The sequence below is a fragment of the Variovorax sp. GW823-FHT04B03 genome, assembly GCF_058796495.1.
This window is the reverse complement of sequence record NZ_JBXAIT010000001.1, coordinates 516,780-536,531: the sequence shown is the minus strand read 5'-3', so window position 1 is coordinate 536,531 and position 19,752 is coordinate 516,780. Positions and strand designations below refer to the sequence as shown.

Here is a 19,752-nt window from a genome sequence, read left to right as displayed (position 1 = left end):
TTTTGGACGACCGGACACACAGTCCGGCCTTCTGGAACCTCATGCTTGACGTAGTGAAACCCGAAATCCTGGTGGTCGACGACGATCCCGAAGTCTGCGAGACGCTGGTCGACCTGCTGGAGTCGTCGGGCTTTCGCGCACAGGCCGTGCCGGACGGCCTGGCCATGGCAGCCCGGCTCGACCAGCGCGCCTTCTCGCTCGTGATCATCGACCTGCGTCTGAAGAAGGAAGACGGCATCGAGCTCGCACGCCAGCTGCGCACGCGCTCGCGCATCCCGATCATCATCCTCACCGGCCAGGGCACGGCCGCCGACCGCATCCTGGGCCTCGAAACCGCCGTCGACGATTTCATCGCCAAGCCCTTCGACAACCGCGAACTGGTCGCGCGCATCCGCGCGCTGCTGCGCCGCTCGGCCGAGACCGGCATGCCGCGCTCGCTGCGCACCGACCGCCTGAGCCACGAGCGCTACCTGTTCGGCCCCTGGACCCTCAACATCACCGCGCGCGAGCTGCTGCACGGCGACGGCACGCCCTGCGACCTGACGCACGGCGAGTTCGCCCTGCTCGAGGTCTTCGTGCTGCATGCGAACCGCGTCATCGACCGCGAGCAGTTGCTGCTCAAGACGCGCAGCGCCCAGTCGGACGCAGTGAGCCGCACGATCGACGTGCTGGTGTCGCGCCTGCGCCGCAAGATCGAAGAAGACCCGGACCATCCGCGCTTCATCTGCACGGAACGCGGCGCGGGCTACCGCTTTGCCGCGAACGTGGTGCGCTGCTGAGACAGCAGCGCCCGCACCCGCAAGCCCCATGCAAGGCCCCCGCACCTCCTCGAACGCGAACGCGCCTGCGCGCGGGCGCAAGCGCTCGTGCAGCCTGCGCGGGCGATGGCTCTCCGCGTTCGCGGTACTGGCCATCACCACGCTGGTGCTGGCCGCCGTGGCGATGGTGGCGCTGTTCAACGCCAAGGCCGCGATCCAGGGCTTCGACGAGCGCATCCTGCCGTCGGTGGCGAAGTCGCTCGCGCTGTCGGAGCGCGTCACGCACCTGGCGGCGGCAGCGCCGTACGTGGCGGAAATGTCGATATCGGCGCGGCTCAACCAGGAAAAGGCCGATCTGCTGAAGCGACAGGAGGAGGTGCGCGTGCTCGCGGCGCAACTGCCACCGGCGAGCGGCGCAGCCACCGGTGTGCCGAAGGTGCTCAGCGCCATGCAGGTGGTGCTGGACGATCTGATCGAGTTCAAGCGCCTGGACCTCGCGCTGCGGGAAGAAGGCCGCGGGCGCATTCACGCGCTGAGCCAGATGGAGCACCGCATCGCCGATCTGCCCGAGCGTTCCAGGTTCGTTGCAGACCACACGCTGCATCTGCTGCGGGTTGCCTTGTACGCCCACAACACGCTCGACCTGGACGAGGCCGAGCGGGTCTATCTCGCCTACGCCGGCTCAGCCAACGCCTTGCGCATCGATGCGGCGATCCGCGCCCAGATCGCCGCGCAGGCCGACAGCATCTTCGCGCTGCGCAGGCAGCACCTCGCGCTGCGCGATCGCAAGACCCTGCTGCTGACCTCCACGCGCGTGCTCTCGGAAGAGCTCACGCGCTCGGTAGACCGCCATGTGGCGGCGCTCAGCGCCGAGGTGTCCTCGCGCGAACATTCGGTGGGCCTGATCGTGCGCTCGGGGCTGATCGCGGTCACGCTCGCGCTGCTGGTCGCGGCCGCCGCGCTGGTGCTCGGGTACTGGAGCCTGCGCGAATCGCTGCGCGACCTCACGCGGGTCACCTCCGCCATCACCGAGCTGTCGCACGGCAATGCCAGCGCGCCGCCCGATGTCTCACGGCGCGACGACGAGGTCGGTGCGCTCGTCGGTGCATTCAACGTGTTCCGCGACAACACGCTGTCGATGCGGCGGATGGGCGCGGACATTTCGGAGCAACGGCGCCTGCTGCGCACGGTGCTCGACAGCATCGACGATGGCCTGGGCGCGTTCGACGCCGAAGGCCGCCTGGTGGCCTGGAACCCGCGCTTCGCCGCGCTGCTGCGCCTGCCCGCGCAGGCGATCCATACCGGCGCGACGCTCGACACGCTGCGCGCGGCGCTGCCGGCGCTGGCCGACGGCCGCCCCGCCGTCGACCTGCTGGGGCCACCCGATGCGCAGCGGCGGCGCGACGACTACCTGCTCGACAACGGTCAGGTGCTGGCCGTGCGCAACCACCCCATGCCGGCCGGCGGCTTCGTCACGCTGTACAGCGACCAGAGCGAGAGCCGCGCGCTCGAACGGCAGGTGCGGCAGGCGCAGAAGATGGAAGTGCTGGGCCAGCTCACGGGCGGCGTCGCGCACGACTTCAACAACCTGCTGGCGGCGATCTTCAGCAACCTGCAGCTGCTGCAGTCGCGCGACGACCTGTCGCCCGACATGCGCCGGATCGTGGACCGGGCGTTCCGGGCCTCGGAGCGCGGCGCCGTGCTAACGACGCGCCTGCTGGCCTTTGCACGCCGGCAGACGCTGCGCGCCGAAGTGATCGATGTCGACCAGATGCTGGCCGGGTTGCAGGACCTGATCGAGTACTCGCTCGGCCAGGGCATCCGCGTCGAGCTCGACCTGCAGGCCGACGGGGCGTGCGTGCTGGCCGACGGCGGGCAGCTCGAGAACGCGATCCTCAACCTGGCGCTGAACGGGGGCGCAGCGATGCCGCGCGGCGGCGTGCTGACCCTGCACAGCGCGTGGCATGCGGCAGTGGCCGGCACGGTGGCGCATGGCGTGAATGGCGCGCAGGGCAGCCCCGGCCCGGTGGTCGAGATCCGCATCAGCGACACAGGCCACGGCATGCCGCCGCACGTGCTGGAGCACATCTTCGAACCCTTCTTCTCGACCAAGGAGAACGAAGGCAGCGGGCTGGGCCTGAGCATCGTCTACGGCTTCGTCAAGCAGTCGGGCGGCGACCTGCGCGTGCGCAGCACGGTCGGCCAAGGCACCGCGTTCACGCTGGTGCTGCCCGAGGCCGCGCCGTCGGCGGCGCCGGCCTGCGCACCGCCGCCGCCCGCGCTGTCGCTCGACGCCTTGCAGGTGCTGCTGGTGGACGACGACACCGACGTGCGCGACGCCACCTTCGAATTCCTCAAGGAGCACGGTGCGCGGGTGCAGGCGGTGGCGTCGGCCACCGACGCCACCGCCGCACTCGAACGCCAGGCCTTCGACCTGGTGCTGTCGGACGTCAGCCTGGGGCCCGGCGGTGATGGCCTGCAGCTGATGCGCGACGTGCAGCGCCTCTACCCGCGCACTGCCGTGGTGTTGATCTCGGGACTTCCCTCCGACCTGCTCGCGCACCGCTACGCCGTGCCGCCGCGCACGCGGATCCTGCGCAAGCCCTTCCTCACGGCCGACCTGGTGAGGGCCATTGCGCAGGCCCTGGCCCACCACCGCACCGACGCACCAGCGACCACGGCCCACGCGGCCTGAGTTCCCCAAGCGGGCGCCCCCGGCCGCGGGCGTCCGCATGCGCAGAACACTTGTTTGCATTGCGCGTGTTTCTTTGCGCTTTTGAATTGTTTACTTTTTATTTACAGAGCTACGCCCCAATAGGTCTTGAGCGCCGACCGTTCGCCTGCCGCGAATCCGGACGGCCCGGCAACCGCCACAAGACACACACAAAGGGGAGTGCTCGATGCCAGGACGAGGGACACGCAGGAAGACCGCACGGGGCGCCGCCGCGCCGCATCCGCGATGAGGAGCGCCATCAAGCCGCAAGGCGTGCGCCGCAACCCCGCGCCGGAGATCGAGCACAGCTTCATGCACCATCCGCAGACCGGTCCGGTGCCTTCGGGCCAGCGTGGCTTCCTGCACAGCCTGCAGCACGGCAGCCCGTCACCGGCCCGTGATGTTCAGCACCATCGGCGAGTTGCTGTCCACCTTGAGCCGCGGCAGCCGCTTCGACCTGCTGCTGGCCGCGCCCGATGCCATGGGCAGCGAGAGCCTGCTCACCGTATGCTGGGTACTGGGCATGCCCGCGCTGCCCATCACCGCGCAGGGCGAGCCCGACGTCGTCGCGCTGCCCTCCTATTTCGACGACATGCCCCTGCTGGGCAGCGGCACCAACTTCGACTTGCGCCGCATCTCGAACGAGGCGCTGGTGCAGCACATGCACACGCTCTACACGGAGCAGGACACGAGCGCCGCCACGCGCCAGGCCCCCTCCACGGACCGCTGGACCTGGGGCGAGTACCGCTTCGTCGACGGCAACAACACCGTGCTGCACCGCGACCGCGAGATCGCGCTCCAGCCGCGGCAGTTCTCCTTCGCACTCGAGCTGTTCCGCAACCTCGGCAACGTGCTGACGCGCTCCTGGCTCATGAGTTCGGTGTGGAAGCTCCCGCCCGAACGCCCCGTCACGCGCTCGCTCGACGCCTGCGCCACGAACGTGCGGCGCAAGCTGTCGCTGCAGCGCGAAAACGGGTACGTGCTGCGCGCGGTCTACGGGCAGGGCTACCAGCTGGTGCCTGTCTCCTCGCCTGCACCGTCGTATCGCATGTGAGATCCGGGGTGCGAACGCACCCTCGCGCATCAAGAGAAAAAAGCGACCGCTTCGGACGGTCGCTTTTCTTTTGGGGATGCAACTTCTTGCGGGTCGGAGGTCTGCGACAGAAGTCGCAAGCCCCCCAAACGCTCAGGACCGCGGTGCCCCACCCTCGCGCTGCCGCATGCGCCACTCCCCGACGAAGTAGTCGGCGCGAAACTTCAACCGCTCGATCACGGCCTCGCGGGTCGGCTGCTGCGCAATCACCAGCACGCACCGCGGCTCGTTGCCTTCGCGAAGTTCCGCCTTGCCCGAACAGGCGCCTTCGGCGGATTGCTGCAGTTCGAACCAGCAACTCCACCCTTCGGGCAGATCGAGATCGATGCGTGTGGCGGTCATGGCGACCGCAGGATAAGTCGGCGCGGCGCATCCACTCAATACCCTGGCATTGACCCTGCTGGCCATGGGTGGGATGCCGCGGTCGTCGGTCGCGATGTCGGCGTCGACCGACAACGCCGCGCGCCGTCTGTCCTCATGACCGCCGCGTCGCCCGATCTAGGCTGACGCCCACGAATTGAAGGCGCTGCGTCGTGCATGACGCACGGCAGCCCTCTCTTTCAAACACTCCCGACCCCGCACAACCACCCCAAGGACACCAGCCCGTTGACGACCGCCACCGCCCCCGTTCCCGCCGGCCTTCCCGGCACCCACTCGCCTGGCCCAACGCAGCACCGCTGGCAGTTCATCCGTGCGGGCGGCGTGGACCAGGTGGTGTTCCGCAGCGGCGAGGACATCGCACGCATCGCCGAGCTCGACCAGAAACTGTGGGTCGCGCTCGCTTGCCCCACGCGCGGCATCGACTTCGATGCGCGCACGCTCGACCTCATCGACACCGACAGCGACGGCCGCGTGCGCCCACCCGAGGTCATCGCGGCCTGCCAGTGGGCCTGCGAGCGGCTGCGCAGCGCCGACGTGCTGCTCGCGGGCGGCGGCACGCTGTCGCTGGACGACCTCGACGACACGCGCGCGCCAGGTGCCGATCTCGCGAAGGAAGGCCGACGCATCCTCGACCTGCTCGGCAAGCAGGACACGCACACGCTGACCCTCGCCGACATCGCCGATCGCGGCGAATGGCTGGCAGCGATGCGCTTCAACGGCGACGGCGTGGTCACGCCGGCCACGGCCGGCACCGACGACGCGCTGCGCGCCACCATCGAGGAAGCGATGCGCACCCACGGCAGCACGCCCGACCGGCACGAGCAGACGCCCGGCCTCGATCGCGCACGTGCCGAGGCCTTCATGGCCGAAACGCACGCGGTCCGCGACTGGCATGCGCAGGGCGACGCAGAGGCGCTGCTCCCGCTGGGCGCACGCACGCTGGCCGCGGCCGAGGCCCTGCGCGCGGTCGCGGCCAAGGTCGACGACTTCTTCGCGCGCTGCCGCGTGGCCGCCTACGACGTGCAGGCGGTGGTGGCGCTCAACCCCTCGCCCGAGGCCTACGACGCGCTCGCGGGACACACCTTCGATGCGAACGTGCAGCCCGTGGCCGAGTTGCCGCTGGCGCCGGTGACGCCCCATCGCGCATTGCCACTGAGCGGTGCGAGCCTCAATCCCGCCTGGGCCGAAGCCATGGCCGCGTTCGCGCGCGATGCGGTGGCACCGTTGCTCGGCGAACGCGACACGCTCGAAGAAGCCCAGTGGCAAGTGCTGCGCGAGCGGCTCGCGCCTTGCGACGCGTGGATCGCCGCGCGCCCTGCCAACGCGCTCGCGGGCCTGCCGCGTGAACGCATCGACGCCCTGCTCGCGACACGCGACGCGTTGCTCGCACTCATTGCCGAAGACGAGGCCGCCGAGCACCACAACCGGCTGCTGACCGACCTCGAAAAGCTGCTACGGCTGCAGCGCGACCTGCGCGTGCTGCTGCACAACTTCGTGTCGTTCAAGGCGTTCTACCGGCGCGAGGGCGCGATCTTCCAGGCGGGCACGCTCTACCTCGACGGGCGCAGCTGCGAGCTCACGGTGCAGGTGCAGGACACCGCGCGGCACGCGGCGCTGGCCGGCCTGGCCAAGACCTGCCTCGCGTACTGCGACTGCACGCGCCAGGGAGAGAAGATGAGCATCGTCGCCGCGTTCACGGCCGGCGACGTCGACTTCCTTTTCGCCGGGCGCAACGGCGTGTTCTACGACCGCCAGGGCCGCGACTGGGACGCCACCATCACCAAGCTGATCGAGAACCCCACGAGCGTGGCGCAGGCCTTCTTCGCGCCGTACAAGAAGTTCGTGCGGCTGATCGAGGAGCAGGTGGCCAAGCGCGCGGCAGCCAGCGAAGCCGGCTCGCAGAGCGCGTTGCAGACGCTGGCCGGACGCGTCGCCACCGCCGACCAACCGACCGACGCAGCGGCCTCGTCAACGAAGACGCCGGCCAAGCCGGGACCGATCCTTCCCACCGCCAGCCGCATCGACGTGGGCACCGTGGCCGCCATCGGCGTGGCGCTGGGCAGCATCAGCGCGGTGCTGGTCGGCATCTTCGGCAAGTTCGTCGACCTGGGGCAATGGATACCGGTGGCCCTCGTCGGCATCGTGATCGCGATCTCGGGACCGAGCATGCTGATCGCGTGGCTCAAGCTGCGCCAGCGCAGCCTGGGGCCGATCCTCGACGCGAGCGGATGGGCCATCAATGGCCGCATGAAGGTCAACGTGCGCCTGGGCGGCATGCTGTCGCAGACGGCGCGCGTGCCGCCGGGCGCCCAGCGCATCGCACCCGATCCGTACCGCCAGCGGCACGGCCTCGCGGGCGCGCTGGCCGTCACCTGCGTGGTCGGCGCGGTGCTGCTGCTGGCGTGGCGCATGGACTGGCTCGACCCTCGGTTGCCGCCGCGGTTGCAGCATGATCGGGCAACTGCAACCACACCGGGCGCTTGACACACATGACCATCGACTGGCACCTCGAACGCTTCGTGGCGGCGCAAGAGCCCGTGTACGCCCAGGTCTGCGCGGAACTCGCGGCGGGACGCAAGCGCACGCACTGGATGTGGTTCGTGTTTCCTCAACTGAAGGCGCTGGGCCGCAGCGCGACCGCGCAGTTCTTCGGCCTCGACGGTGCCGCGGAGGCGACGGCGTACTGGCAGCACGCTGTGCTCGGTGAGCGACTGCGCCACTGCGCGGAGCTGGTGCGCGCCCTGCCCGGCACCGATGCGCATCAGGTCTTCGGCTCGCCGGACGACCTCAAGCTGCGCTCCTGCATGACGCTGTTCGAGATCGTGGCGCCTGAAGCCCCCGTGTTCGGCGACGTGCTGGCGCAGTACTTCAACGGCGCGCGGGACGACGCGACGATCGCGCTCATCCGAGCTGCGTGATCAGAATCGGCCCTGGCCGTCGCCCGTGCGGTCATGCGCCCAGCGAATGGCTTGCTGCTCGGCGTGGCGCAGCGCCTCGGCCTCGCTGCCGTACGCGACGTTGTCCGTGTCAGGCGGCAAGCGCTGCTCCGCACCTTCGACGTCGCCGCCCCCATAGGCGCGGCAGAAGACCACGGGCCTGAAGGTCTGATCGTCCACTCGCTGCGCGGCGCACGAAAACCACCAGCCGAGGTAGCTGAAAGTGAGAAGGCGCTCGCCGACGCCGTCCGCAACTTCCGTCGCGGACGGCGCAGGGGGCATGGCGGGCGCGTGGCTGTCACCGGTCATGGAGGAAGGCATCCCGAAGGTGCCGGCCGGTCAGCCCTTGGCACTGCGGAATTGATCGCGCAGGCCCTTGATCTGGTCGTGGTTGGCCTGCGCGCCGTCGGCCTGGCGCTGCACCAGCATGCGCACCTCGGCCGGCAGGTCGGCCTTGAGGGCCTTGCGGTAGCGCGCGAGTGCCGCGTCTTCGCCGCGCTCGCATTCCTCGAGCATCGACAGCGCGCTGTTCGCGCCGACCGCGCCCTTCACATGCACCCAGCCGCGATGCACGGCACCGCTGACCGTACCGCCATCATCGGGTTTGCCGCCGAGCTGGCGGATGAGCGCGACGAGTTCGGAGGCCGCGCTGGCGCATTGCGAGGCGCGACTTTCGAACACCGGCTTCAGTTGCGCCGAGTCGACTTCCTTCGCGCAGGCGCGAAAGCCGTACTCGCCGTCGCGCGTGTTCTCCAGAAGGTCGTTCAGAACGTCGATCACCTGATCGTTGGACACCGCCTCCGCGGTGGTTGCCTGAGTATCGTTGGCCATGGGGGGTTGCTCCTTGAAGGCCGGTCGCCGAAGCGAGGGCCGGGTTGAGAAAGAAAGACTGCAATGAGCCTTCATGGTCGACACGGTGCGGGAAGCGCCCTGTCGTCTCGACCCGACGACGCGTGTAAGCCGTGTCCGAGGCCACGGCCGCGTGCCGCCATGCGCCGACAGCCTCAGGGGAATTGCGATGCCATGCGAGGCGGGCCTCGGCTGACGCGCTCGCGCGCACCGCCGCGGCAGCATCGCCCCGACTGGAGGACACGCGCATGGAGCGACTCTTTGATTCCTTCGCCAACACCGTCGCACGCTGGACGGGCAGCCCGGCGGCCTTCCTGGTCTGCGTGGTCGTCGTCGTGGCCTGGGCGGTCGCGGGGCCGTTCTTCGGCTTTTCGGAAACGTGGCAGCTGGTGATCAACACGGGCACCACCATCGTCACCTTCCTCATGGTGTTCCTGATCCAGAACACGCAGAACCGCGACAGCGTCGCCCTGCAGACCAAGCTCGACGAACTGATCCGCACCTCGGATGCGGAGGACGATTTCATCGGCATCGAGAAGCTCACGGACAAGGAGCTGATCGCGCTGCACGCGCGCTGCGAGGCGGCGGCCAAGCAGAGCCAGGCGACGCTGGCGAAGACGCGGGCCGAACGCAGGCGCCGCGGGCATGACGACATCAACGGGGATCGGGCCGGATAGCGGGAGCGAGATTCCCCAAACACGACGCCAGAATGCAAAAAGCCCAACCTCGGAAGGTCGGGCTTTTTGACTGAATTTGGTGGCCTGGGGCGGAATCGAACCACCGACACGCGGATTTTCAATCCGCTGCTCTACCAACTGAGCTACCGGGCCATTGTGTGCAGCCTTAAATTATACAGCGCTTCTGCGGCCTCGGGAAAGATCCACGCCCAATTGTTTGAGTTTTCTGTACAGGTGGGTGCGCTCGAGGCCGGTTTTCTCGGCCACGCGGGTCATCGAACCGTTCTCCATTGCCAGATGGAACTCGAAGTAGGCCTTTTCGAAACCGTCGCGCGCGTCGCGCAGCGGGCGGTCCAGGTCGAAGCTCTGGGTCGACTGCGGACCCGCGTCGGCCACCGGCACGGCCGCCAGCGACGCCATCAGCAGGCTGTCGCCCGTGGTCGTGATGGCGGCGGCCTGGTGGGCGCCCGTGGGCGGCGGCACCACGCCGGCGGCGGTGCGGCGGGCGCTCTCGCGCGCCAGCCCCTGCTCCACCGCCTTGAGCAGCTTTTGCAGCGTGATGGGTTTTTCGAGGAACGCGAAGGCGCCGATGCGCGTGGCATCGACGGCGGTGTCGATGGTGGCGTGCCCGCTCATCATGATGACCGGCATGCTCAGCAGGCCCGCGGTGGACCACTCCTTGAGCAAGGTGACGCCGTCGGTGTCCGGCATCCAGATGTCGAGCAGCACGAGATCGGGCCGGGCGCGTTGTCGGGCCGCGCGGGCTTCGGCGGCGTTTTCCGCGAGCTCCACGTTGTGGCCTTCGTCATTGAGAATTTCGAAGAGCAGGTCCCTGATGCCCAGCTCGTCATCGACCACGAGAATGTTTGCCATGAGTGCTGCTTGTTGTATGCGCTGGTGTGTATTGATCCGCTCCCGATCCAGCCCCTATGCGCTGGATTCGCCGGTACTCAGGCGGACGAAGATTTCGAATCTTCGGTGTGAGCGACCGCTGCCCGCGGTTCGCCTGCCAGCGCGAATGATAGCGAGACTTGCGCCCCCGCCACAGCCCCGTCGACGACACGGTTGGAAAGCTCGATGCGCGCGCCGTGTTCGTCGGCGATCTTCTTAACGACGGCCAAGCCCAAACCGGTACCTTTTGTTTTCGTCGTGACGTAGGGCTCGAAGGCGCGCTTGAGAATATTTTCGGCAAAGCCGGGCCCGCTGTCCTGCACGGTGAGGCGCACGCGCTGGCCCGAATCGCCCAGTCGGGTGCGGATGACGACCTCGCCCACCCGGCCCGTGCCGCTGGCGGCGGCCTCGGCGGCGTCCTGGGCGTTCTGCAACAGGTTGTGCACGACCTGGCGGATCTGCTGCTCATCGCCGCGCACGGGCGGGCAGCGCTCGTCGAGCTCCGAGCGCAGCGTGATCGGCAGGTTCTCGGCGTGATACAGCTGCAGCACGTCGGCCAGCAGCGCATTGAGGTCGACCGGCTTGAGGTCGGCCGCGGGCAGTCGCGCGTAGTCGCGGAATTCGTTCACCAGCCGCTTCATCGCATCGACCTGGTCGACGATGGTCTTGACCGACTTCACCAGAATGGCCTGCTCGGGCGGCTCCACCTTGCCCGAGAGCTTCATCTCGAGCCGCTCGGCCGACAGCTGGATCGGCGTGAGCGGGTTCTTGATCTCGTGCGCGAGGCGGCGCGCCACCTCGCCCCAGGCCTGCGCGCGCTGGGCCGAGACGATTTCGGAGATGTCGTCGAACACCAGCAGCCGCGCGTCGCCCGGCAGCTCGGCGCCGCGCGCGACGATGTTGATGGCGTCGTCCTGCTGCGGCAGGTCGTTGCCGGTGGCGTGCAGTTCGAAGGCGTGCTGCCAATGGTCCAGGCCGTGCTGCATGCGCTCGACCAGGAACTCGTCGAACTGCTGCTGCACCTTGGCGCCGAAATCGGCCAGCCCCGGCACATCGACCAGCGCCTTGCCTTCATAGGCGGCGAGCGGCGCGCGAAGCACGCGGGTGGCGCCCGGGTTGGTGGACAGCACGGTGCCCTTGGCGTCGAGCACGATCACGCCCGAGGTCAGGTTGTCGAGGATGGTCTGCAGGTTGCCGCGGGCGGCGTCGAGCTGGTCCATGGTCTTCTCGACGGCGCCGCGCGCGTCGGCCAGCTGCTGGGTCATGACGGCGAACGAGCGCGTGAGGCCGCCCAGCTCGTCCTTGCCTTGCAGCACGGCGGTGGGCCGCAGGTCGCCGGCGGCCACCTGGCGCACGCCGTCGGCCAGCACGAGCAGCGGCCGTGCGAGCTGGTTGCCGAACAGCACGGCCAGCAGCACCGCGCCGAACACGGCGAGGAACAGGCTCAGCGTGAGCGTGCCGATGTACATGCGCCGCAGCCCCTCGCGCGCCAGCGCGCGCTCCTGGTATTCGCGGTTGGCTTCCTGCACGGCCAGGGCGTTGGCGACCACGGCCGGCGGCAGCGGCCGCGTGACCTGCAGGTAGCGCGGCGCGGTGTCGAAATCGAAGCCCGGGCGCTGCACCATGGCCAGCGCGCGCACGCTGGCACTCGACGGCGTGGCGCTGGGCAAGGCGGTTTCTTCCAGGCCCTCGACGTGCGCGACGGCGCGGTCGGGCCGCACCTGGCGGAACTGCTGCACCGTCGGCCGCTCGGGGTTGAGCTGGAAGCGCGACGCGCCCGCACTGGCCACGAGCTGGCCCGAACCGGTCCAGAGGATCACGTCGCTGGCTTCGAGCTGGTCGCGGATGCGCTCCAGCAGCAGCCCCGCGCTCGCGTCGGGCACCTGCGACAGCTGGGCGCTGGCGGTGCGGGTCTTGGCGGCGAGGTCGTCGGACAGCGAATCGAGCGTGGCCCGGCCCAGGTTCAGGCCGGCATCGAGCGCGCCCTCGACCTTGACGTCGAACCAGCTCTCGATCGAGCGCGCGACGAACTGGTAGGACACCACGTAGACCAGCGCCCCCGGCACCACGCCCACGAGCGCGAAGATGGCCGCGAGCTTGATCAGCAGCCGGCTGCCGAACTTGCCCTGGCGCAGCCGTCGCAGCAGCCGGAACGCGACCCAGCCGATCACCAGCACCAGCAGCACGGCCACCACCACGTTGATGCCGAACAGGCGCACGTAGTAGCGCTCGTACAGCGCGCGGTTGTTGGTGGCCTGGGCCAGCAGGAACATCAGCACCAGGCCGATGGCGGTGACCATCGCGGCGCCGACGCCCACGGCCCAGCGCAACGCGCGCGAGCGGCGGGCGGCAGGCGTGGCCGCGGCGCCGCTGCGCGGCTTGCTGCTCACCGCTGCTTCTCCAGCGGCAGCCGGGCGGTGCGCTCGGCGGCGATGTTCCACTCGGCCTGCCCGACCATGCCGATCTGGAAAGGACGCGGCAGCTGCGAGGTGTCGAGCCGGAAACGGAAGGTGACCTGGTGCAGCGGCTCGTCGCCGATCTCGGCGGCGTCGCCCAGCCGCAGCCGGCCAATGCGCTTGATGGCCTCGAGCGCGTCGCCGAGGCTGTCGAAGTTCTGGTTCAGCGAGATGCCGAAGCCGGCGGCACCGGTGATCGGCACCGGCGACACGTTCAGACGCCAGCGGCGCGTGAGGGGCTGGTAGGCCAGCCGCATGTGGCGCGCCACCTGGGCGACCTTGCGGTCGGTCCAGTACCAGCGCTCCTGGAAGACCTCGGCCTCGGCCACGAAATAGATGGCGATGCCCTTGTCGAGCACGTCTTCCACCAGCGTGGGCAGCTCGAACTGCACGGCCGCGCTCAGGTAGACGCCGTCGTCGGCCTGCTCCAGGCGCATCTGGGTGATGGTGGCGCCGCCGGGCTTGCCCTGGGCGGTGGCGGCGGCCGGGAACAGGGCCATCCACAGGGCCCAGGCCAGCCACAGGCCGGCCAGCAGGATCGACCGGCGGCCGTCAGTGCGGCGCGGGTTTTTCAAGCAGGGCGTAGAAGAAGCCGTCGTGGTCACCAGAGGGATTGTCCGGGACGCCACGGGCATTCGCCCCACTTTGGGGTAGCAAGTGTCCCGGGGACGGCAGCAAACGGGCGTCGGTGTTGCGTACAAGAAACGCATCAATTTGTTGCGAGCCTTCTTCGCGGAACACAGAACAGGTGCAATAAAGCAGCCGGCCACCGGGCCGTACGAGCGGCCACAGCGCGGCCAGCAGCATCGCCTGCTGGGTCGCCAGCTGGGCGGTGTCGCTCTCGCGGCGCAGCCAGCGCACGTCGGGATGGCGCCGCACGATGCCCGAAGCGGTGCAAGGGGCGTCCAGCAGGATGGCGTCGAACAGGGCGCCGTCCCACCAGTCGGCGATGCGGCCGGCATCGGCCACCACCACCTTGGCCTTCAGGCCGAGGCGCGCGAGCGTCTCGTCGATGCGGCGGCTGCGCACGGCGTCGACCTCCAGCGCGGTCACCTCGACGGCGCCGGGGCCGGCCCGTTCGATCAGGTGCGCGGTCTTGCCGCCGGGGGCGGCGCAGGCGTCCAGCACGCGCAGCGGTGCGGCACCGGGCGTGGCGGGCAGCAGGCCGTCGAGCAGCAAGGGGGCCGCGAGTTGCGCGGCGGCGTCCTGCACCGAGCAGGCACCCTCGGCGAAACCGGGCAGTTGCTGCACCGGGCGGGCGCGCGCGAGTTGCAGGCCGTCGGCGCCGACGCGCGTGGCCGCGAGGCCCACCGCTTCCAGTTCCAGCAGGTACGCGGCCGGCGTCGATTGCAGCGCGTTGACACGCAAGGTCATCGGCGCCTGGGCGTTGTCGGCCGACAGCACGCGCTGCCAGTCGCGCGGATGGTCGCGCTTGAGGCGTTCGATCCACCAGCGCGGGTGGTTCCACTGCGCGACCGGTTCGGTATCGGTGGCGGCCACGAGCTCGTCGCGCTCGCGCAGGAAGCGGCGCAGGCAGGCGTTGATGAAGCTGGCCTGCGCGCGCGTCGCCGGGTTGCGCTTGGCGGCTTCCACGGCCTGGTCGACCAGCGTGAAGGGTTCGTAGGGGGCATGGTCGCTGTGCCAGGCCAGCGCGAGCGCGGTGCACAGCAAGGCGTCGGGCAGCGGCGGCGGCGTGCGCTTGGCCAAGTGGCGACGCAGTGCCTCGGCGCGGCCGAGCCAGCGCAGCACCTGGAAGCCGAGTGCCTGCACGCCGGGGCGCAGCGCGGGCTCGACCGCCTCGAACGCGACGGTGCCCGAGGTGCCGGCGCGAATCGACGCCAGCGCCCCTGCGGTCAGTTGCAGTTGGCGCCAGAGCGGCGGTTGTTGCGGCGCCGAGGAGGCGCTGCCCGAAGAGGGGTCGGAGGAAAGATCTGCTGGCAAGTTGGGGCCGATGGTAACGGGCGAGAAAGACAGCACGCCGCGCGGTGGGAATGGAAACGAAGGCGTTACCGCCTGTCGCCGGGTCGGGTCAGGTCAAAGCAGCGGGGCCGCGGGCCGCAGTCGCACGATCCAGGCCACCAGCAGCGCCGGGAACTGGGCGATGCCTGCGTTGTACTGCGCCACGGCCTGGTTGAACTGGCCGCGTGCGATTTCCGCCGCCGCCGAGGGCTCGGGCCAGGCGATGGGCGCGGCCGGATCGGACGCGCCGCCCAGGCCGGGCATCAGCGGCGCGGGCCGCGACAGCGTGCCGTCCGCGTCGAACACGGTGACCGCGCCCGGGTACTGGCGTCGCCATGCCGCAATGAGCACCTGCAGCGCGGTGGCCAGCGCCGCCATGCTGCCCGGGTCGAGCGGGCGCACCCGCGTCGCGCCGAGCAGGGTCGCGAGCTGCGTCGTGGCGGCCTGCAGCGGGGCCACGGTGGGCGCGCCTTCGGGCGGCGACTCGGGCCGGGGCGCGGCGGTGATGCTGGCCTGGACGAAATCGAGCTGCTTGCGCAGCGCCACGTCGAGCACGGCGTAGGCCTGCAGCACGGCCGCGCGCAACCGCACCAGCCGGTTGTAGGCGCCCACGAACCAGAACAGCAGCAGCGCGGCAACGAGCCAGCCGGCCAGCGAATCGGGCAGGACGCTCATCGGAAACAGAACCTCTTGGTCATCGGTCGGAACCCTGCGAACACAAAGAAAAACGCCCCCCGACCGGAGCGGTCGGAGGGCGTGGGCAACCGGTCATGCCGGTGATGCTAACCAGTTATTCGGTCGCGGCGCCTTCGTTGGCGTCGACCGTGCTGGTCGCTGCATCGCTGTCGCCGGAGCCGGCCAGTTCGGCGGCTTCCGACTCGGCGATGGCGCGGCGCTCGGCCTCGTCCATGGCGTCCTTGACCTTGCGGGCCTGGTGGTACGCCATACCGGTGCCTGCGGGAATCAGGCGACCGACGATGACGTTTTCCTTCAGACCGCGCAGCTCGTCGCGCTTGCCCATGATCGCGGCTTCGGTCAGCACGCGCGTCGTTTCCTGGAACGAAGCGGCCGAGATGAACGAGTCGGTCGACAGCGACGCCTTCGTGATACCCAGCAGCAGGTTGGTGAACGTCGCGGGGATCTTGCCTTCGGCGCGCAGGGCGTCGTTGGTGTTGAGCATTTCGCTGCGTTCGACCTGTTCACCGGAGATGTAGCTCGTGTCGCCGATGTTGTCGACCACGACGCGACGCAGCATCTGGCGAACGATCACCTCGATGTGCTTGTCGTTGATCTTCACACCCTGCAAACGGTACACGTCCTGCACTTCGTCCACGATGTAGCGCGCGAGTTCTTCCGAACCCAGCAGGCGCAGGATGTCCTGCGGGTCCGCCGGACCGTCGACCACGCTTTCGCCCTTGTTCACCACCTGGCCTTCGTGCACCAGGATGTTCTTTTCCTTCGGCACGAGGTCTTCGTAGACGCCGCCTTCGGGATCGGTGATCTGCAGGCGGATCTTGCCCTTGGTCTCTTTACCGAACGACACGGTACCGGTCATTTCGGCCAGCATGCCCTTGTCCTTCGGCGAACGGGCTTCGAACAGCTCGGCCACGCGCGGCAGACCGCCGGTGATGTCTCGGGTCTTCTGACCTTCGACCGGGATGCGTGCCAGCACTTCGCCGGGGCCCACGTCCTGGCCGTCGCGGATCTGCACCAGGGCGCCGATCGGGAAGCCGATCGTCACCGAGTGGTCGGTGCCGGGGATCTTCACTTCCAGGCCTTGGGCGTCGATCAGCTTGACCTGCGGACGCACGACCTTGGCAGCGCCGCGGCGCTTCGGGTCGATCACGACCAGGGTCGACAGACCGGTCACTTCGTCCACCTGCTTGGCGACCGTCAGGCCTTCCTCGACGTTCTCGAACTGCGCCTTGCCGGCGAACTCGGTAATGATCGGGCGGGTCAGCGGGTCCCAGTTGGCGAGCACGTGGCCGGCCTTGATCTGCTGGTCGGCCTTGACCGTCAGCGTGGCGCCGTACGGCACCTTGTGACGCTCGCGCTCACGGCCGTGCTCGTCATGGATGACGATCTCGCCCGAACGCGAAATCACGACCAGCTCGCCCTTGCTGTTGGTCACGTAGCGCATCGTGGCGTTGAAGCCGATCGAGCCGTTCGACTTGGCTTCCACGCTCGAGGCGATGGCAGCGCGCGAAGCGGCACCACCGATGTGGAAGGTACGCATCGTCAGCTGCGTGCCGGGTTCGCCGATGGACTGGGCAGCGATCACACCGACGGCTTCGCCGATGTTGATCAGGCCGCCGCGGCCCAGGTCGCGGCCGTAGCAGGTCGCGCAGATGCCGAAACGCGTTTCGCAGGTCAGCGCGGTGCGGACCTTGACTTCGTCGACGCCCTGGGCTTCCAGTGCTTCGATGTTGTCTTCGTCGAACATCTCGCCGGCCTTGAGCAGCACCGAACGGTTTTCCGGGTGCAGCACGTCGTCCGCAGCCGAGCGGCCCAGGATTCGGTCGCGCAGCGACTCGATCACTTCACCGCCTTCGACGATGGCGCGCATCAGGTAGCCGCCGTGCGTGCCGCAGTCCTGCTCGGTAACCACCAAGTCTTGCGTCACGTCGACCAGACGACGGGTCAGGTAACCCGAGTTCGCCGTCTTCAGCGCCGTGTCGGCCAGACCCTTACGGGCACCGTGGGTGGAGATGAAGTACTCCAACACGTTCAGGCCTTCGCGGAAGTTCGCGGTAATGGGCGTCTCGATGATCGAGCCGTCCGGCTTGGCCATCAGGCCCCGCATACCGGCCACCTGGCGAATCTGCGCTGCGGAACCGCGGGCGCCGGAGTCGGCCATCATGTAGATGGAGTTGAACGACTCTTGCTCGACTTCCTTGCCGTGGCGGTCGATGACCTTCTGCTTCGAGAGCTTGGCCATCATGACCTTCGACACTTCGTCGCCGGCCTTGCCCCAGATGTCCACCACCTTGTTGTAGCGCTCGCCGGAGGTCACGAGACCGGAGACGTACTGCTGTTCGATCTCCTTCACTTCCTTGGCCGAGCGCTCGATGATGCCGTGCTTCTCAGCGGGCACCAGCATGTCGTCGATCGCGATCGAGATGCCGGCCTTGGTCGCCAGGCGGAAGCCGTTTTGCAGCAGCTTGTCGGCGAACACGACGGTCTCTTTCAGGCCGCACTTGCGGAACGAGACGTTGATGAGCTTGGAGATTTCCTTCTTCTTCAGCGCCTTGTTGATGTTCGAGAACGGCAGGCCCTTGGGCAGGATCTCGGACAGCAGGGCACGGCCCACGGTGGTGTCCACGAGCGAGGTCGACGGCGTGAACACGCCGGTTTCCTTGTCCTTGGTGTACTCCGTGATACGCACCGCGACCTTGGCGGTGAGTTCGACTTCGTTGGCGTCCAGCGCGCGCTGCACTTCACCGATGTCGGAGAAGATCAGGCCCTCGCCCTTGCCGTTGATGCGGTCGCGGGTCGTGTAGTACAGACCCAGCACCACGTCCTGCGAAGGAACGATCGACGGTTCGCCCGAGGCCGGGAACAGCACGTTGTTGGAGGCCAGCATCAGCGTGCGGGCTTCCATCTGCGCTTCCACCGACAGCGGCACGTGGACAGCCATCTGGTCGCCGTCGAAGTCGGCGTTGAAGGCCGCGCAAACGAGCGGGTGCAGCTGGATGGCCTTGCCTTCGATCAGGATCGGCTCGAACGCCTGGATGCCCAAACGGTGCAGCGTAGGCGCACGGTTCAGCATGACCGGGTGTTCCTTGATCACTTCTTCCAGGATGTCCCAGACCACCGGCGTGCCCGATTCGACTTCCTTCTTGGCAGCCTTGATCGTCGTCGCGATGCCCATGGCTTCCAGGCGCGAGAAGATGAAGGGCTTGAACAGCTCGAGCGCCATCAGCTTGGGCAGGCCGCACTGGTGCAGCTTGAGCGTCGGGCCCACCACGATGACCGAACGGCCCGAGTAGTCCACGCGCTTGCCCAGCAAGTTCTGGCGGAAACGACCGCTCTTGCCCTTGATCATGTCGGCCAGCGACTTCAGCGCGCGCTTGTTGGCGCCCGTCATGGCCTTGCCACGGCGGCCGTTGTCCAGCAGCGAGTCGACCGCTTCCTGCAGCATCCGCTTTTCGTTGCGCGCGATGATTTCCGGCGCCTTCAGCTCCAGCAGGCGGCGCAGACGCGAGTTGCGGTTGATGACGCGGCGGTACAGGTCGTTCAGGTCGGAGGTCGCGAAGCGGCCGCCGTCCAGCGGCACCAGCGGACGCAGGTCCGGCGGCAGCACGGGCAGCACTTCGAGCACCATCCACTGGGGCTTGATGCCCGACTTGCGGAAGGCCTCGAGCACCTTCAGGCGCTTGGAGTTCTTCTTGACCTTGACTTCGGAGCCGGTCAGGTCGCCGCGCAGGCGTTCGATCTCGCTGTCGAGTTCGATGCCTTCGAGCAGGTCCTTGATGCCTTCGGCGCCCATCTTGGCGATGAACTCGTCACCGTATTCCTTGCGCTTGGCGTCGTAGTCGTCCTCGGACATGATGCCGAACTTCTTCAGCGGGGTCATGCCGGGGTCGGTGATCACGTACGCTTCGAAGTACAGCACGCGTTCGATGTCGCGCAGCGTCATGTCGAGCACGAGGCCCAGACGCGACGGCAGCGACTTCAGGAACCAGATGTGGGCGCAGGGCGCGGCCAGGTCGATGTGACCCATGCGCTCGCGACGCACCTTGGTCTGCGTGACTTCAACGCCGCACTTCTCGCAGATCACGCCGCGGTGCTTCAGGCGCTTGTACTTGCCGCACAGGCACTCGTAGTCCTTGATGGGGCCGAAGATCTTGGCGCAGAACAGACCGTCGCGCTCGGGCTTGAACGTGCGGTAGTTGATCGTCTCAGGCTTCTTCACCTCGCCGAAAGACCACGAACGGATCTTCTCGGGCGAAGCCATGCCGATCTTGATGGCATCGAAATGCTCATCGGGCGTGAATTGCTTGAACAGGTCGAGTAGCGATTTCATAAGACTCTTTCCC

15 protein-coding genes and 1 tRNA gene are annotated in these 19,752 nt (G+C 68.4%); 6 read left to right on the top strand and 10 right to left on the bottom strand.

All coding sequences use genetic code 11. From position 1 onward, the window contains the following. Window positions 1–53 precede the first annotated feature (53 nt). The 3 genes from AC1RAD_RS02355 (at window position 54) to AC1RAD_RS02345 (ending at window position 4,525) form a co-directional block, all read left to right on the top strand. Window positions 54–779: a response regulator gene (locus tag AC1RAD_RS02355; protein ID WP_492733704.1), complete on the top strand. Its 726-nt coding sequence runs from the start codon at window positions 54–56 to the stop codon at window positions 777–779. Between the two features lie 28 nt (window positions 780–807). Then, on the top strand, window positions 808–3,453 hold the full coding sequence (locus AC1RAD_RS02350; protein WP_492733703.1) for a hybrid sensor histidine kinase/response regulator: 2,646 nt from the start codon (window positions 808–810) through the stop codon (window positions 3,451–3,453). 418 nt (window positions 3,454–3,871) lie between these two features. After that, a complete protein-coding gene (locus AC1RAD_RS02345) occupies window positions 3,872–4,525 on the top strand; it encodes a winged helix-turn-helix domain-containing protein (RefSeq protein WP_492733702.1) in 654 nt (217 codons plus the stop codon). Between the two features lie 132 nt (window positions 4,526–4,657). Here AC1RAD_RS02345 and AC1RAD_RS02340 read toward each other — a convergent pair whose 3' ends face one another. Further along, window positions 4,658–5,020, bottom strand: a complete 363-nt coding sequence (locus AC1RAD_RS02340; RefSeq protein ID WP_492733701.1) for a hypothetical protein — start codon at window positions 5,018–5,020, stop codon at window positions 4,658–4,660. 150 nt (window positions 5,021–5,170) lie between these two features. Between AC1RAD_RS02340 and AC1RAD_RS02335 the strand changes: the two genes are divergently transcribed. Both AC1RAD_RS02335 and AC1RAD_RS02330 read left to right on the top strand, forming a co-directional pair. After that, window positions 5,171–7,429: a hypothetical protein gene (locus AC1RAD_RS02335; protein ID WP_492733700.1), complete on the top strand. Its 2,259-nt coding sequence runs from the start codon at window positions 5,171–5,173 to the stop codon at window positions 7,427–7,429. Window positions 7,430–7,434: 5 nt separating this feature from the next. Next, window positions 7,435–7,863 (top strand): DUF1810 domain-containing protein, encoded by a 429-nt coding sequence (locus AC1RAD_RS02330; protein ID WP_492733698.1) that lies wholly within the window; start codon window positions 7,435–7,437, stop codon window positions 7,861–7,863. Here the strand turns inward: AC1RAD_RS02330 and AC1RAD_RS02325 are convergent, their stop codons facing one another. Together AC1RAD_RS02325 and AC1RAD_RS02320 are read right to left on the bottom strand one after the other, a co-directional pair. Beyond that, on the bottom strand, window positions 7,864–8,190 hold the full coding sequence (locus AC1RAD_RS02325; RefSeq protein ID WP_492733696.1) for a hypothetical protein: 327 nt from the start codon (window positions 8,188–8,190) through the stop codon (window positions 7,864–7,866). A gap of 30 nt (window positions 8,191–8,220) precedes the next feature. Next, window positions 8,221–8,712 carry a ferritin-like domain-containing protein gene (locus AC1RAD_RS02320; RefSeq protein WP_492733694.1) on the bottom strand — a complete coding sequence of 164 codons (492 nt, stop codon included), beginning with the start codon at window positions 8,710–8,712 and terminating at the stop codon, window positions 8,221–8,223. Between the two features lie 266 nt (window positions 8,713–8,978). Between AC1RAD_RS02320 and AC1RAD_RS02315 the strand changes: the two genes are divergently transcribed. Continuing rightward, window positions 8,979–9,407 (top strand): low affinity iron permease family protein, encoded by a 429-nt coding sequence (locus AC1RAD_RS02315; RefSeq protein WP_492733692.1) that lies wholly within the window; start codon window positions 8,979–8,981, stop codon window positions 9,405–9,407. A gap of 77 nt (window positions 9,408–9,484) precedes the next feature. Here the strand turns inward: AC1RAD_RS02315 and AC1RAD_RS02310 are convergent. The 7 genes from AC1RAD_RS02310 to rpoC all read right to left on the bottom strand — a co-directional run bounded on the left by AC1RAD_RS02310 (window position 9,485) and on the right by rpoC (window position 19,739). Further along, window positions 9,485–9,560 (bottom strand) — tRNA-Phe (locus AC1RAD_RS02310). Window positions 9,561–9,578: 18 nt separating this feature from the next. Beyond that, window positions 9,579–10,280, bottom strand: a complete 702-nt coding sequence (locus AC1RAD_RS02305) for a response regulator (RefSeq protein WP_062480363.1) — start codon at window positions 10,278–10,280, stop codon at window positions 9,579–9,581. A gap of 77 nt (window positions 10,281–10,357) precedes the next feature. After that, the gene (locus AC1RAD_RS02300; protein WP_492733690.1) at window positions 10,358–12,688 is read right to left on the bottom strand and encodes a sensor histidine kinase; all 2,331 of its coding nucleotides are present in this window, start codon (window positions 12,686–12,688) and stop codon (window positions 10,358–10,360) included. Beyond that, on the bottom strand, window positions 12,685–13,329 hold the full coding sequence (locus tag AC1RAD_RS02295) for a DUF4390 domain-containing protein (RefSeq protein ID WP_095949437.1): 645 nt from the start codon (window positions 13,327–13,329) through the stop codon (window positions 12,685–12,687). Before AC1RAD_RS02295 ends, AC1RAD_RS02300 begins: the two co-directional genes overlap by 4 nt. After that, window positions 13,307–14,695 (bottom strand): 16S rRNA (cytosine(967)-C(5))-methyltransferase RsmB, encoded by a 1,389-nt coding sequence (rsmB, locus tag AC1RAD_RS02290; RefSeq protein ID WP_492733687.1) that lies wholly within the window; start codon window positions 14,693–14,695, stop codon window positions 13,307–13,309. Before rsmB ends, AC1RAD_RS02295 begins: the two co-directional genes overlap by 23 nt. Window positions 14,696–14,788: 93 nt before the next feature. Continuing rightward, the gene (locus AC1RAD_RS02285) at window positions 14,789–15,388 is read right to left on the bottom strand and encodes a LemA family protein (RefSeq protein ID WP_095743427.1); all 600 of its coding nucleotides are present in this window, start codon (window positions 15,386–15,388) and stop codon (window positions 14,789–14,791) included. A 115-nt stretch (window positions 15,389–15,503) separates the two neighbouring features. Continuing rightward, complete coding sequence (gene rpoC / locus AC1RAD_RS02280; protein ID WP_062479330.1) at window positions 15,504–19,739, bottom strand: DNA-directed RNA polymerase subunit beta'; 4,236 nt, start codon at window positions 19,737–19,739, stop codon at window positions 15,504–15,506. Window positions 19,740–19,752 lie beyond the last annotated feature (13 nt).

What these genes read in the sequence shown, in the direction of transcription:
- AC1RAD_RS02350 (WP_492733703.1), top strand. Translation starts at nt 808, where the DNA reads ATGCAAGGCCCCCGCACCTCCTCGAACGCGAACGCGCCTGCGCGCGGG.
- AC1RAD_RS02330 (WP_492733698.1), top strand. Translation starts at nt 7,435, where the DNA reads ATGACCATCGACTGGCACCTCGAACGCTTCGTGGCGGCGCAAGAGCCC.
- AC1RAD_RS02315 (WP_492733692.1), top strand. Translation starts at nt 8,979, where the DNA reads ATGGAGCGACTCTTTGATTCCTTCGCCAACACCGTCGCACGCTGGACG.
- rpoC (WP_062479330.1), bottom strand. Translation starts at nt 19,739, where the DNA reads ATGAAATCGCTACTCGACCTGTTCAAGCAATTCACGCCCGATGAGCAT.
- AC1RAD_RS02325 (WP_492733696.1), bottom strand. Translation starts at nt 8,190, where the DNA reads ATGACCGGTGACAGCCACGCGCCCGCCATGCCCCCTGCGCCGTCCGCG.
- AC1RAD_RS02345 (WP_492733702.1), top strand. Translation starts at nt 3,872, where the DNA reads ATGTTCAGCACCATCGGCGAGTTGCTGTCCACCTTGAGCCGCGGCAGC.
- AC1RAD_RS02320 (WP_492733694.1), bottom strand. Translation starts at nt 8,712, where the DNA reads ATGGCCAACGATACTCAGGCAACCACCGCGGAGGCGGTGTCCAACGAT.
- AC1RAD_RS02285 (WP_095743427.1), bottom strand. Translation starts at nt 15,388, where the DNA reads ATGAGCGTCCTGCCCGATTCGCTGGCCGGCTGGCTCGTTGCCGCGCTG.
- AC1RAD_RS02305 (WP_062480363.1), bottom strand. Translation starts at nt 10,280, where the DNA reads ATGGCAAACATTCTCGTGGTCGATGACGAGCTGGGCATCAGGGACCTG.